The following is a 14,122-nucleotide window of genomic DNA, read 5'->3' as shown; positions in this document are numbered from 1 at the left end:
GACCGACGGGGCGTCACGCGGTGGCCGGCACCTCCGCCAGCAGCCTCCTGATGTCCCGTACCGCCGAGCGACCGGCCCGGTTGGCACCGATCGTGCTGGCCGAAGGGCCGTAGCCGACCAGGTGGACACGCGGATCGGCGGCCGCCCGGGTGCCCTCCAACCGGATGCCGCCGCCCGGCTCACGCAGTCGCAGCGGAGCCAGGTGGTCGATCGCCGCCCGGAATCCGGTGGCCCACAGGATGACGTCGGCGTCCACGTGCCGCCCGTCGTCCCAGGCCACGCCGTCCGGGGTGATCCGGTCGAACATGGGGAGCCGGTCCAGGACACCGTCCGCGCGAGCCTGCCGGATCGCGTCGTTCAGGGGCAGTCCCGTCACCGACACCACGCTTTGCGGCGGCAGCCCCCGCCGGACCCGCTCCTCCACGAGGGCAACCGCGGCCCGGCCCACGTCCTCATTGAAGGGGCCCTCCCGGAAGACGGGGGGCCGCCGGGTCACCCAGGTCGTCCCGGCCGCGTACGGGGCGATCTCCATGAGGTGCTGGGTGCCGGAGGCTCCGCCGCCCACGACGACGACCCGCAGTCCGGCGAACTCCTCCGGTCCCCGGTACTGCGCGGTGTGCAGCTGGCGCCCTCGGAAGGTCTCCTGGCCCGGACAGTGCGGCCAGAACGGCCGGTCCCAGGTCCCCGTCGCGTTGATCAGAGCCCGCGTCGACCACGTACCGGCCGACGTCTCGACAAGTAGCCGCCCGGCCCCGCCCTCGCGGACCGCGTGGACGTCGACCGGCCGCCGTACCCGTAGATCGAACGTGCGCTCGTAGGTGGCGAAGTACTCCGCGATGACCTCGGAGGACGGGCGCTCGGGGTCCGCGTCCGTCAGCTCCAGGCCCGGCAGGGAGTGCATTCCGTGCACCTTGCCGTACGTCAGCGACGGCCAGCGGAACTGCCAGGCACCACCGGCCTGCGGTGCGTGGTCCAGCACCACGAAGTCGTGCTCCGTGACGTCGCGCCCCACCAGGTCGTGCTCCACGAAGTCGTGCTCCACGAAGTCGTGCTCCACGAGGTCGCGCTTCGGCTCGGATCCGGTGCGCCGCAGGTGATAGGCGCTGGAGAGGCCCGCCTGCCCGGCGCCTATGACGACCACGTCGACCTCGCGTGCTGCTGCCCCGATGCTGTTCACGCCTCTGCCAACCGGACCGGGGTCCGTTTTCTTCCCCGGCCGACGGATCACAGCGGCGCGGCCGTGCTCACGACTCCTTGGTGACGCGGGGCGCGGTGGTCGGCGCCGGCAGGTCCTCGTCGACGGCCACCGGGACGCGGAGGCGTTGGTGCGCCTCACCGACGCGAGAGCGACCTCGTACGGCAGTCCGGTGTCCGGACAGGGCAAACGGTGTCTCGCGGAATGGACCCGGCGTATCACCCAACGGACGGCAGGGCGGGTGTGAAACCCGGCCCATGGGTCAGGATGGGGTCATGTCCGATGCCTTCACCACGCGTGTCCTGAACATCGCCTCCGGCTCGTCCGAGAACGTGGTCGATCTCACCCGCGACTGCGAGGCCTTCCTGAACGAGGTGGCGGCCGGCCGTGACGGCCTGCTGAACGTCTTCGTCCCGCACGCCACCGCCGGCGTCGCCGTCATCGAGACCGGCGCCGGCAGCGACGACGACCTCCTCGCCGCCCTGCATACGCTGCTGCCCGCCGACGACCGCTGGCAGCACCGGCACGGCAGCCCGGGCCACGGCCGCGACCACGTGCTCCCGGCCATCGTCCCGCCGCACGCCACCCTGCCGGTGATCGCCGGGCGGCTGGAGCTGGGGACGTGGCAGTCGGTGTGCCTGGTCGACACGAACAAGGACAACACCGACCGGAAGGTACGGCTGTCGTTCCTCGGGTAGCTCGGGTAGCTCGGGTAGCAGGCGAGGCGTCCGGCGCCTCCTCGAAGCCGCTGACCGCGTGGATGGCGGCTTTCACGGGCGGGCCGTCGGCCGTCGTATCCGCTGCCCTCAGGAGCTGCCGTACGGCGCCCGGCTCCCGTCAGTGGAGGGGCCGGTGGTGCCGGGCCGTGCGGCGCGGTGTGGCGTCGTGGCAAGGACTCACGGCTTGCGCCACACCGAGATGTGGCGCGGTGAATCCTGGGTGAAGGGCGACCCGTCCCAGTCCGCGACGCGGCGTTCCGGCGTGAGGCCCGCGATCCGGGCCATCAGGTCGAGTTCGGCGGGCCAGGCGTACCGGTGCCGGGACGCGTCGCGGCGATAGCGGCCGTCGTCGCCGTCCCGGGTGAGGTGGTGCGAGACGAGGATCTGCCCGACCAGGTCGAAGGTGTCGAAGCCGAGGTGGCCGTCCGAGACGTCGAAGGGCACCGCGGTCTGCCCGGGCGGCAGGAACCGCAGCGGGGGTACGCCCAGTTCGACGACGAAACGCCCGCCGGGGGCGAGGTGGCGCGCGGCGTTCTGGAAGCACTCGACCTGCTCGTCCTGGGTGAGCAGGTTCGAGATGGTGTTGTAGACGAGATAGACCAGGGTGAACTCGCCGGGTACGCGGGCCGTGGTCATGTCCCCGAGGGTGACCGGAAGCGTGTCCTCGTCGGCCTTGCGCCGCAGGACCGCCGTCATGTGCTCGGACAGCTCGATGCCCGCCACCGGAATTCCGCGTGCGCGGAGGGGGACGCCCACGCGTCCGGTTCCGATCGCGAACTCCAGCGCCCGTCCGTCGCCCGCCAGTTCGGCGAGGAAGTCCAGGGCGGGGGCGAGAAAGGCAGCCGAGGTCCGCTCGCCCTCCTCGGCGTCGTAGCGTTCGGCGGTCGCTCGGCTCCACACTTCGCTGCTCGTCACGATCAGCCACCCTGCCCGGCGCTTCGCACCTCTGTCGACCGATTAAGGGCCGCGCGGGTGGCGGTGTGACTGTCACGCATGCCTCCGCCCCCTGTCCGTCGCGGGTGCGGAGGCATGCGGGGCGGTGGTTCCGCCGGGTCTACGAGTCGGTGCCGCCGGTCACGTCGGAGATCTTCCACCGCTGGTTGGAGCCGGAGTTCGGGGCCCAGACCGTGACGGCGGCGCCTTCCGAGGTGGCCTGGCCGCCCACTTCGAGCAGCCGGCCGGTGGCGGCGTTGACCAGGGTCCAGGTGCCGTCACCGGTCGTCGACAGGATCCAGCGGCTCGCGTTGTCGCTCCGGCGGCTGTCCGTCTCCAGGACCGGGGCACCGTCGCGCACGGCCAGCCGCTTGCCCTCCGCGGGGCTGGTGAGGACGTACCGCTGGAGGCTGCCGGTCTCGCGGCCGGTGCGGCGCAGCTGCCACTGCTGCCCGCCGCTGCCCGTGCCCGTGTCCGTGCCCGCGGACCTGATGACGAGCCTGGTGCCGTCCTCCGCGACCGTGAGCGTCTTGCCGCTCTGCACGCCGGTCAGCCGGTAGGTGTGACCCGGCTGCGCGAGCGCGGCGTCCCTCGCGACGCCGGAGACACCCTTGACGAGGAAGGACGTCACGGACTGGGCGGGCACGGTCAGGGTGGCCCGTCCGCCGGTGACCCTGACGGGGGCTCCTCGGTCGAGTTTGCCTCCGGCGCTCGTCACCACGGGTGTCACGGTCGCGTCGCGTGCGACGCGGCCGAACCTGGAGAGGTCGAGCGTCACCGCTCGGGCGTCGGCGCTCCTGTTGACGTGGACGACCGTCGCCGCGTCGCCCTTCCTGGCGACCGCCGCGGCACTCGACGTGTCGTCTGTCTTGATCAGCCGGTCTCCGGGCTTGATGTAGTGGGTGAAGTTGCGCGCGGTGTCGAACTTCGTGTTCGTGCGGACCGGGCAGGTGGCCAGGGTGTCCGCGGACGTGCAGCTGAAGGGGAGCTGGATGCTGCCCCAGTTGCCGCCCCTGGCCGACTCGCCGCCGGGTTTCATGTTGTCGTGGTCCTCGACGGGCTGCCAGAACACCCAGGCCCGGGGCTCGAGTTCCCGCAGGTCGTCGACCATCTGCTGGGCGAGACCGAGCCCGGGCCGCATGTCCGTGAAGCTCTGCCCGTCGCCCCAGTCGCCCTCGACCTCGCTCATCCACAGCGGCTTGTCCGCCGCCTTGGCCAGGTCGCGGACGCCGGTACGGCCGCCGGTTCCGTAGGTGTGGACGTTCATCTGCCCGACGAGGTCGCGCACGTCCTCGGGGTAGGTGTTCCAGTTCTGCGTGAACACGCTCGGGTTGGTCTCGTCCATCGCCGAGATCTCCGTGCCGGTCTTCGCCTTCCTCAGGGCGGGGGCCAGCGCCTTGATCACCTTCTGCTGGAGTTCCGGACCGATGTGGGCGCCTTCCTGACGACCGCCGACCGGCCGTCCGTCGGCCCCCAGGCGCGTGCTCCAGTAACCCGTGCCGGGTTCGTTGAACGGGTCCAGCGTGTCGACCTTGATGCCGTGTGCCTTCTCCAGCCGCTTGGTCGCGCCCGCCAGATACGCGGCGAAGTCGTCGACGGAGTCGGCTTTCAGCTGGTCCGCGTCGGCGTCGAAACCGCCGGAGACGTACCCGCTGTTGGTCATGAACCACGGGGGCGAGTTGCTGAACGTCTCCCAGTGGTCGATGTCCTTCTTGATGCGGTCCACCCACCAGCGCTGCGTGGCGTCGGCCTCCGGGTTCCAGTCGGCCGCGTCCTCGGCGCTCCACCAGCCGGTGTCCTCGCGGGTGGTGCCCGCCGGAGCCTTCCACCAGCCCTCGACGGCCCCTCCCGCGCGGAGGTAGTCCTCGACGTCGGGGGCGTTGCCGCCGCCTATGTTGTACCGGGCGATGTTGAGGGCGAGGCCGTCGTCCCCGAAGAGCAGGGCGGCGAGCCTCTCGCGGATCTCCGGCGGGTAGTCGCCGGTGGCGTTGGCGAACCAGACCAGGCTGGTGCCCCAGCCCTCGAAGCCCGGCGCCTTGTACGAGGGGTCGGGGGAGACGGTGACGGCCGAGGCCACCGGCTCCGCGTGCGTCGGTGGTGCGGTGACCAGGGTCGCCCCGAGGGTCAGAGCGGTGACCCCGAGGGGTCCCAGAAGCCGTCGTGTGCGGGTACGGCGTGCCAACGTGTGCTCCCAACTCGTCTGCGGTCGCTGCGGTGGGCCGTCGTGCCCCGTCACGGGGCACGACGGTGTGACCCTCGAATCAGGCGTGGATCAGGCGCGACTCAGGGGTGTCGATGGGCGGGCCGGCGCAGGACGGCGACGTCCCGGGGTGGCAGGAGGAGCGCGCCGTCGGCGTCCTTCCGGCCGATCAGGAGGTCCCCGGCGAGTCCGGCCAGCGGGACCGTCTCGTCGGTCCTGTTGACCAGGAACAGATAGCGGTTGTCGGCGTCGCGGCGCACGATCAGTTCGACGTCTCCCCGTGCCGCCTCGGGGAGTTCGGCGGTGACGGAGGCCGCGGCGAGCAGCCTCGGCAGCAGTCCGGTCAGGCCGTCCACGCCCAGCCGGGTGGACACGTACGCGGCCGAACCCCGGTCCACTGTGCGGCGGGTGACGGCGGGCAGGCCCGCGTACGGGCCGCTGCGGTAGTGGCCCAGCACCTCCACGCCGGGTTCGGTGACGGTGATCCGGTCGGTCCACAGGGTGCCGGTCGCAACACCGTCCAGGTCCAGGTCGACGGTGTCGCCGTCCAGCAGCGGGCCGAACTCCTCCACCCGGATGCCGAGCAGCTCGCGCAGGGCGCCCGGGTAACCGCCGAGCCATACGTGGTCGTTCTCGTCGACGACACCGGAGAAGTACGTGGTGACCAGGTGGCCGCCCTGCTCGACGTACCGGGTGAGGTCCTTGGCCAGCGCGGCGGGGACCATGTGCAGCACGGGCGCGATCAGCAGCTCGTACCGGTCCAGGTCGGCCTGCGCGGTGACGACGTCGGCGCGGACGCCGAGCGCGAGCAGGGCGGAGTACCAGTCGAGGGCCTCCTGGCGGTAGTCGAGGCGGGAGGTCGGGTGGGAGTCCTGCTCACTCGCCCACCACGACTCCCAGTCGAAGACGATCCCGACCCGGGCGGGCTCGCGCTCGGTGCCGGCGACCTCCGCCAGCGTCCGCAGGGTGCGGCCGAGTTCGGTCACCGCGCGGAAGAGCTCGCTGTCGGGTCCGGCGTGGGGCACCATCGCCGAGTGGTACTTCTCGGCGCCCGCCGCCGACTGCCGCCACTGGAAGAAGCAGACGGCGTCGGCGCCGTGCGCGACGTGCACCAGCGAGTCGCGGGCCAGCTCGCCGGGCCGCTTCGCCACGTTGACGGGCTGCCAGTTGACGGCGCTGGTGGAGTGCTCCATCAGGAACCAGGGGCGGCCCTTGGCGATACCGCTGACCAGGTTGGCGGAGAAGGACAGCTCGTCGCGGTCCTGTGGGCCGGGCACCACGTAGTGGTCGTTGGAGACGAAGTCGATCTCACCGGCCCAGTCCGCGTAGTTCATGCCCTTGGTGCCGCCCATCACCATGAAGTTCGTGGTGACCGGCACGTCCGGGGTCAGTTCGCGCAGTACCTCCCGCTCCGCGCGCAGGTACTCCTTCAGCGCGTCGGAGGAGAAGCGCTTGAAGTCCAGCTGCTGGGTCGGGTTGGGGTGGGAGGCGGCCAGCCGGGGCGGCAGGATCTGCTCCCAGTCGCTGTACCTCTGCGACCAGAAGGCCGTGCCCCAGGCGTGGTTGAGGGTGTCCAGCGTGGTGTAGCGGGCGCGCAGCCAGTCGCGGAAGGCGCGCGCGGCGTCGTCCGAGTAGTCGTAGACGTTGTGGCAGCCCAGCTCGTTGGAGACGTGCCAGGCCACCAGCGCCGGATGGTCCGCGTACCGGCCCGCCATCGTGCGCACCAGACGCAGCGCGTGCTCGCGGAAGACCGGTGACGTGGGACGCCAGTGCTGCCGCGCCCCCGGCCACACCGTCTCACCCGAGGCGGTCACCGGGAGGATCTCCGGGTGTGCCGTGGTGAGCCAGGGCGGCGGGGAGGCGGTGGCGGTGGCGAGGTCGACCCCGATGCCGCCCGCGTGCAGCAGGTCCATGATCTCGTCGAGCCAGGTGAAGTCCCACTCGTCCCGGGCCGGCTGGATGCGGGCCCAGGAGAAGATCCCCACGGAGACGATGTTGACGCCGGCCTCGCGCATCAGCCGGATGTCGTCCTCCCACACCTCGCGCGGCCACTGCTCGGGGTTGTAGTCGGCGCCGTACGCGAGGCGTGGGGTGGCGTCACCGTCCGGCCCGTGCTGAAGCCGGGACAGGAGGGTGGAGATCATGGTGGTCCTTCCGGTGTCTCGCTGGGAGCGGCGTGGGGGGCTCGCGTCGGCTACTCGACGGTGAAGCCCTGCTCCTTGCCGTACTTGACGGAGGCGTCCTGCCAGGACTTCAGGCCGTCGGCGAGCTTGGTGCTGCCGAGATAGGCCTTGCCGACGGTGTCGTTGAAGATCGAGTTGGCGTACTGCTGGAACGGCAGGTACGACCAGTCGTCCGCGACGTTGGCGGCGGAGTCCGCGAAGACCTGGTTGGCCTTCTGGCCGCCGAAGTACGCGAACTCGGTGTTGCGGAACTCCTCGGACCGCAGCTCGGCCTCCGTCGCCGGGAAGGCGCCCTCCTTGACACGGCTCTGCACACCGGCACCGGAGTTCGCGTACTCGACGAAGGCGTAAGCGAGTTCCTTGTTCTTGCCCAGCGCGGGCAGGGCCAGGGAGCTGCCACCGTTCTCCGCGCTCGCCTTGTCACCCTTGGTCCAGGCCGGCAGGGGCGCGGCACGCCAGTCACCGGAGGCCTTCGGGACGCCGGTGACGAAGTTGGCGGGCATCCAGGCACCGCTGGCGAGGGTGGCGATGGTGCCGTTGCCCAGGCCCTTGTACCAGTCGTCGGTCCAGCCGTTGATCGGCGCGAGGAGCTTCTCGTCGATCAGCTTCTGCCAGGTGTCGGCGTATTTCTTGGCGCCCGCGTCGGAGAAGTCGACCTTCACCTTGGTGCCGTCGACCTTGTAGGGGCGCGAACCGGCCTGCCACAGCATGCTGGTGGTGAAGCCCGCGTCACCGGCGTCGTTGGCGATGTAGACCTTCGGGTCGGCCTTGTGCAGCTTGCGGGCCGCCTCGAGGTACTCGTCCCAGGTGGTCGGCACCTCGATCTTGTACTTGTCGAAGATCTTCTTGTTGTAGTAGAGCGCCATGGGCCCGGAGTCCATGGGCAGCCCGTAGACCTTGTCTCCGTCGCTCACGGCGTTCCACGGGCCGGGGGTGTACTTGTCGGCGAGCTTGTCCGCGCCGAAGGGGGCGAGATCGGTCAGGCCCTTGGTGAGGGAGTACTGGCCCAGCGCGAAGTACTCGACCTGGGCGACGTCCGGGACGCCCTTCTCGGCCGAGATCACGTTCGACAGGGCGGTGTAGTGCTTGTCGCCCGACCGTTCGCCGACCAGGTTGATCTTGACCTTGGGGTACTTCTTCTGGAAGTCGGCGGCGACCGTCTTCAGCGTGGGCTCCCAGGCCCAGACCGTCACCGTGCCGCCCTTCTTGAGGGCAGCCCGGACGTCGTCGGCGGAGACCGGCTTCTGGCCGGCGCCGTCGTCGTCGGAGCCGCCGCAGGCGGTCGCGCCGAGGGCGAGGACGGAGAGGACGGCGAGGCCGCGCATCAGGCGGCCGGTCGTTCTGCGCATGGAGGTGCTTCCACTTCTTCGTGGGCGGGACGGGCGGGACAGAGGGGAGGCGGGACTGAGGGGGGTGGCGGTTCGGGAGCGGGTCATTCCTTGACGCTTCCGGCGGCGAGGCCGGACTGCCAGTACTTCTGCAGCAGCAGGAACGCCGCGATCAGCGGCACGATGGTGAGCAGCGAACCGGTGATCACGAGATTGCGGATCACGTCGCCGCCGATCGTCTCGGCCTGGGAGTTCCAGGCGCTCAGACCGAGGGTGAGGGGATACCACTCGGGATCCTTGAGCATGATCAGCGGGAGGAAGTAGTTGTTCCAGGTCGCGACCGTGGTGAACAGCAGCACGGTCACGATGCCGGGAGCGAGCAGCGGCAGGGCGACCCGGAAGAAGGTGCGCACCTCGCCCGCCCCGTCGATGCGGGCCGCTTCCAGCAGTTCGACGGGGATGGCCTCGGTCGCGAACACCCACATCAGGTACAGGCCGAAGGGCGAGATCAGGGAGGGGATGATCACCGCCCACGGGGTGTCGGTCAGGCCGATCTTGCTGAACATCAGGAAGGTCGGCACCGCCAGGGCGGTGCCCGGGACGGCGACGGCGCCGATGACCACGGCGAAGACGCCGCGCTTGCCGGGGAAGTCGAACTTGGCCAGCGCGTAGCCGCCGAGGATCGCCAGGAGGGTGGCACCGCCGGCCCCGAGCACGACGTACAGCAGGGTGTTGAGGAGCCAGCGCCCGAAGATGCCGTCGTGGTACGTGAACGTCTGGCTGATGTTGTCCCAGAGCGCGAAGTCGTCGGCGAACCACAGGCCTGACGAGTCGGCGAGGCCCTCCTGCGTCTTGGTGGCGCTGATCAGCAGCCACACCAGCGGTACCACGGTGTAGACGAGGACCAGGCTGGTGAGGCCGGTCAGCAGGAGGCTGCGCCTGGGGCGCCCGGGGACGTGGGCGGCGCGCCTGCGCAGACGGGGCACGCTCCGGGCCGCGCCGGTCGGCGGGGCGGACGCGGCGGGGGAGACGGTGGTGGCCGGGCTGCTCGTGCTGCTCATCGGGGTCACGCTCCCTTGCGCATGCCGCGAAGCTGCACGACATAGGCGATGACCATCGTGATCAGGCCCATGATGATGGCGACCGCCGCGGAGTAGTTGTGCTGCTGGCCGTTGAAGGACAGCGAGTAGGTGAAGAAGTTCGGGGTGTAGTCCGTCGTGATCGCGTTGCGCGCCAGCGGCCGCAGGATGTTCGGCTCGTTGAAGAGCTGGAAGCTGCCGATGATCGAGAAGATCGTGGCGATGACGAGGGCGCCGCGGATCGCGGGGAGTTTGATGGCGGTGATGACGCGGATCTGTCCGGCGCCGTCGATCTCCGCCGCCTCGTAGAGCGAGTCCGGGATGACCCGCAGCGCGGAGTAGAAGATCAGCATGTTGTAGCCGACGAACTCCCAGGTGACGATGTTGCCGATGGACGCCAGGACCAGGCCGCTGGAGAGCGGGTCGGGCAGGGTGACGCCGAACGCCTCGTCGATGTCACCCACCAGTCCGTACTGGGTGCCGTACATGAAGCCCCACATGAGGGTGGCGACGACGGCGGGCACCGCGTACGGCAGGAAGATCGAGATGCGGAAGAAGTCCTTGCCGTAGAGCCGCCCGCTGTCCAGGGCCAGCGCCACGAACAGGGCGATACCCAGCATGATCGGCACCTGGACCAGCAGGAACAGTGACACCCGCGCCAGCGAGGACCAGAACTGGTCGTCCTGCAGGGCCTGTTGGTAGTTGTCCAGGCCCACGAAGGTCGTGCCGCCGATGAGCTGGTCCCGGAAGAGGCTCAGATAGACGGAGTAGCCGATCGGCGCGAGGAAGACGAAGGCGAAGACCACCGCGAAGGGGCCGATGAACCCCCACCCCGCCCAGGAGCGCCGGTCCTGTTTCGCCGGAGGCCGCTCCGGATGCCTGCGCACGGTCGCGGGAGGTTGCAGCGTCGTCATGTCGTTCCTCGCTCGTCCATCTGGAACCGGCGTCGTGGACCGCCGCGATGTTTGCGCAAACATGAGGCGCCGCAAGGAGTTCCGGGCTGTTATGTTTACGTAAACATCTGATGGCGGAATGTCTACACTGCCCCCAGGTCGGTGGTCAAGGGTCGCCTCGCAAACGGCGGCCCGGGCAGCAAGGGAGACGAGTGGACACGGCGGACAGCGCCTCGGCACCTGCGGAACGGGCTCGCGAGCGCAGGGGGAAACGGGCCGCACGCCGTTCCCAGAGCGCCTCCATGGCGGACGTGGCCCGGCTGGCCGGCGTCTCCTCCCAGACGGTCTCCCGGGTGTCCAACGGCTACGCGGGCGTCAACGAGGAGACGCGGCGGCAGGTGCTGTCGGCCATGAAGGAGCTGGGCTACCGGCCCAACAGTGCCGCCCGCGCCCTCAAACGCGGCGAGTTCCGCACCATCGGTGTCATCACCTTCAACCTCTCCACCACCGGCAACATGCGCACGCTGGAGGCGATCGCCACCTCCGCGGCGCAGAAGGGGTACGCCGTCACGCTGCTGCCCGTCGCCGTCCCCACCCAGGACGAGGTGCGCGGCGCCTTCTCCCGCCTCGGTGAGCTGGCCGTCGACGCGGTCATCGCCATCATGGAGGTGCACCTGCTCGACACGGCGACCATCTCCCTGCCGCCCCATGTGCAGGTCGTCGTCGCCGACTCGGACGCCGGTGACCGCTACTCCGTGGTCGACACCGACCAGGCCGGGGGAGCGCGGGCGGCCGTCCGGCACCTGCTGGACCTCGGGCATCGCTCGGTCTGGCACCTCGCGGGGCCCGAGGAGTCCTACGCGGCACAGCGCCGTGCCGACGCCTGGCGTGCCGAACTCACCGAGGCCGGCCGTTTCGTGCCGCCCGTCGTACGGGGTGACTGGTCGGCGGAGTCCGGTTACCGCGCGGGGCTCGCGCTCGCCGACGAGGAAGCCTGTACGGCGGTGTTCGCCGCCAACGACCAGATGGCACTGGGGCTGTTGCGCGCCCTGCACGAGCGCGGCCGGAAGATCCCCGACGACGTCAGCGTCATCGGCTTCGACGACATCCCCGAGGCGAGCTCCTTCCTGCCTCCCCTGACCACGGTCCACCAGGACTTCGCGGAAGTGGGACGCCTGTGCGTCGAGGGAGTCCTGCGTCGGATGCGCCACGAGGGGACGGAGCACGGCACCACGCTCGTGCCGACCGAGCTGGTCGTGCGGGCCAGCACGGCGCCGTGCCGTCAGCGGTAGGGGAGGGGCGGACCGGATGGCTGCCGGATCGCCGGTGGAGGACGACTGGGCAGTTGCTCCACCTCTGGGCCAGGCTCGCTCGGGGGATGGCCGTGTCGCACACGGAGGTGTCGCTGTCCCCGTGCGTTCCGGTCTGGGACCCCGCCCGCACACCCCCGGCCGGAGACCCCTTCACCGGACAGCGGGCCCCACCTGTCCCGGGCCGGGTGTGGTGACCTGGGGGCGTCGTAGGCTGGTGGTGACGGGTGGTCAAGCGGTTTTGCCGGGGCCGCCGTCGGCGAACTGCTGGTCGGTCGAGTGAGGGGTGGGCCGCGGTGAGGACGGGCAGGGATCCTTGGGTCCGGGAGGTGCGGAGGGGCGAACGGCCCGCGGCGCACGTGGTGTTCTTCCCGCACGCCGGAGGTGCCGCCACCTTCTTCGTGCCGTTCGCACCGCACTTCCCAGACGACTTCGACCTCTCGTCCGTCCAGTACCCGGGGCGGCAGGAACGCATGGGTGAGCCGTTCGTCCGCACCATCGAGGAACTCGCGGACCGGGTGGTGCCCTCTCTCCGGCGGTACGCCGCCGACCCCGTGCCCCTGGTGTTCTTCGGCCACAGCATGGGCGCGACCGTGGCCTTCGAGGCCGCCGTCCGGCTGGCCGCCGAGCACCCGGCCGCGCCGTTCCGGCTGGTCGTCTCCGGGCGCGCCGCCCCGTCCGTGCACCTGAGGGACGACGTGCACCGCGGCACGGACCAGGAGATCCTGGACCACCTCGCCGCACTCGGCGGAACCGACTCCGGCATCGCGGGCAGCCCGGACCTCATGGAGCTGCTGCTTCCGGTCATCCGCAACGACTACCGCGCCGTCGGCCTGTACCGGCCCGCCACGCACACCATGGTGGACCTGCCGGTCCTGTGTCTCACCGGCGAGCAGGACCGGCTCGTTCCGCAGGAGGACGCCGCCGCCTGGAAGCGGCACACGTCACAGGACTTCCGGCAGATGTCCTTCCCCGGAGGCCACTTCTTCCTGTCGGACCACCGGCAGGCCGTGGCCCGGCTGGTCGCCGACTGCGCCCGGTCCGCGCAGCGGCCCCGCGGCCGGGACACCGGCGTATGACAACACACGGCGGGTCGGGGAGCAACGGCTGATCCGGCCGGTGCGGCAGGCGGATCCCGGACGGATCCTGCCGAACTCGTCGCGGGCCCTCGGGCGTTGAGGGAGGCCACGACGGCGAGTCGGGTGCCATGGGGTCCCCGCCGCACGGAGTCGGGCGCGAGGAGCAGGTGCCACCGGCGGATGCACGAGCCCGCGCACAGGGTGTGACCGTGCGCCCCCGTGCGCCGGGCCGTGGAAGCACCGCGTCCGCTGCCCTCGACCGTTTCCGGACGATCACCTCACGGCCCCGAGGCGGTGTCCGGCGTGCCCGCCGGGGTGGTCCGGGCGGACGGCCGCCGTCGCCTTCGGGCCGCATCGATTCCCAACTCGTCGCAAAGTCATGAGGGTTGCGCTGCTGGTGGGAGCGTCCCCGCGCGTACGTCCCGCGAAGAAGCGGGGGTGCCTGGGGCCGTCGGACGTTTGACATCGGGACGGCTGGGCACCCGCCGGAAGCGGCGATCCGGCCGGACCGTCGTGCACGTGGATGAGGCCCCGTGAACCTACTCGGCGGTCACATCGGGCGGGACGTCACCAGCACTCTCCGTTCAACTTCTGGGGGTTGCTATCACATGACTCGCCATGAAGACTGTGGGCCGAGTTCGACCGGGACAGGGATGTTCCGGGGTGCGCACCGTGTCCGGCGCGGACAGAATCCGTCGGTGTGCGCATCCACTCATCCCGCCCGGGCGACCGGTGTCTGCGGGCCTGCCACGTGTTCGTGTGAGCTGGGAAGGGCCCGCGCAGTAGCTGCGCGGGAAGATGCACTGGGGGAGCTGTGATGTCGGCAAGGTCCGCAAGGCAGGTGCCATCGTCCGTTCACGCACAGGCACAGGGACGACGTCGGGTGCGGAGGGCGAGTTGACCCTGCCCGACCGGCTTTTTTGACCGTACGGAGGACATCCGTACGGCTCGGCAGTCAGACTGCCGGGCAAGGGGGGTTTCGGCCGCGCCGTCCGTGACGGACAGAGCAACGGGCTGATCGCTGGGGGGAGTTCGGTCGTACGGCCGATGAGCGGAGCGCATGCCACAGCGCTTTCGTCCCACCCTCGCGCGGTCGGCGTGTCCGCCACGGCCGCGTGCCGGTCCGCGCACCGACGAGTCGGGCGCGCCGCCGGCCGGCCATCGCTCCACGGTGACCCCGCCGCGCCTGCACGCCCACACCCG

At 70.7% G+C, this 14,122-nt stretch carries 10 protein-coding genes; 3 read left to right on the top strand and 7 right to left on the bottom strand.

Annotation, left to right across the window (positions count from 1 at the left end):
- Positions 1-13: 13 nt before the first annotated feature.
- The gene (locus AC069T_RS03185) at positions 14-1,177 is read right to left on the bottom strand and encodes an NAD(P)-binding domain-containing protein (RefSeq protein ID WP_478781058.1); all 1,164 of its coding nucleotides are present in this window, start codon (positions 1,175-1,177) and stop codon (positions 14-16) included.
- Between the two features lie 293 nt (positions 1,178-1,470).
- Between AC069T_RS03185 and AC069T_RS03180 the strand changes: the two genes are divergently transcribed.
- Positions 1,471-1,893: a secondary thiamine-phosphate synthase enzyme YjbQ gene (locus tag AC069T_RS03180; protein ID WP_478781057.1), complete on the top strand. Its 423-nt coding sequence runs from the start codon at positions 1,471-1,473 to the stop codon at positions 1,891-1,893.
- A gap of 198 nt (positions 1,894-2,091) precedes the next feature.
- Here the strand turns inward: AC069T_RS03180 and AC069T_RS03175 are convergent, their stop codons facing one another.
- From AC069T_RS03175 to AC069T_RS03150, 6 genes are all read right to left on the bottom strand, one after another.
- Positions 2,092-2,829: a class I SAM-dependent DNA methyltransferase gene (locus AC069T_RS03175; RefSeq protein WP_478781056.1), complete on the bottom strand. Its 738-nt coding sequence runs from the start codon at positions 2,827-2,829 to the stop codon at positions 2,092-2,094.
- A 139-nt stretch (positions 2,830-2,968) separates the two neighbouring features.
- Positions 2,969-5,029 carry an RICIN domain-containing protein gene (locus AC069T_RS03170; protein ID WP_478781055.1) on the bottom strand — a complete coding sequence of 687 codons (2,061 nt, stop codon included), beginning with the start codon at positions 5,027-5,029 and terminating at the stop codon, positions 2,969-2,971.
- A 101-nt stretch (positions 5,030-5,130) separates the two neighbouring features.
- A complete protein-coding gene (locus tag AC069T_RS03165) occupies positions 5,131-7,191 on the bottom strand; it encodes a beta-galactosidase (protein ID WP_478781054.1) in 2,061 nt (686 codons plus the stop codon).
- Positions 7,192-7,241: 50 nt separating this feature from the next.
- On the bottom strand, positions 7,242-8,579 hold the full coding sequence (locus AC069T_RS03160) for an ABC transporter substrate-binding protein (protein ID WP_478781053.1): 1,338 nt from the start codon (positions 8,577-8,579) through the stop codon (positions 7,242-7,244).
- Between the two features lie 83 nt (positions 8,580-8,662).
- A complete protein-coding gene (locus AC069T_RS03155; protein ID WP_478781052.1) occupies positions 8,663-9,619 on the bottom strand; it encodes a carbohydrate ABC transporter permease in 957 nt (318 codons plus the stop codon).
- A 5-nt stretch (positions 9,620-9,624) separates the two neighbouring features.
- Complete coding sequence (locus AC069T_RS03150) at positions 9,625-10,551, bottom strand: carbohydrate ABC transporter permease (RefSeq protein ID WP_478781051.1); 927 nt, start codon at positions 10,549-10,551, stop codon at positions 9,625-9,627.
- 281 nt (positions 10,552-10,832) lie between these two features.
- Between AC069T_RS03150 and AC069T_RS03145 the strand changes: the two genes are divergently transcribed.
- Both AC069T_RS03145 and AC069T_RS03140 read left to right on the top strand, forming a co-directional pair.
- Positions 10,833-11,822 (top strand): LacI family DNA-binding transcriptional regulator, encoded by a 990-nt coding sequence (locus AC069T_RS03145; protein ID WP_478781050.1) that lies wholly within the window; start codon positions 10,833-10,835, stop codon positions 11,820-11,822.
- A gap of 347 nt (positions 11,823-12,169) precedes the next feature.
- The gene (locus AC069T_RS03140) at positions 12,170-12,919 is read left to right on the top strand and encodes a thioesterase II family protein (RefSeq protein ID WP_478781049.1); all 750 of its coding nucleotides are present in this window, start codon (positions 12,170-12,172) and stop codon (positions 12,917-12,919) included.
- Positions 12,920-14,122: the final 1,203 nt, after the last annotated feature.

The sequence above is a fragment of the Streptomyces sp. NPDC043867 genome (assembly GCF_056435845.1).
Note: the sequence above shows the minus strand (reverse complement) of the source record. Positions and strands in the feature narration are given on the sequence as shown.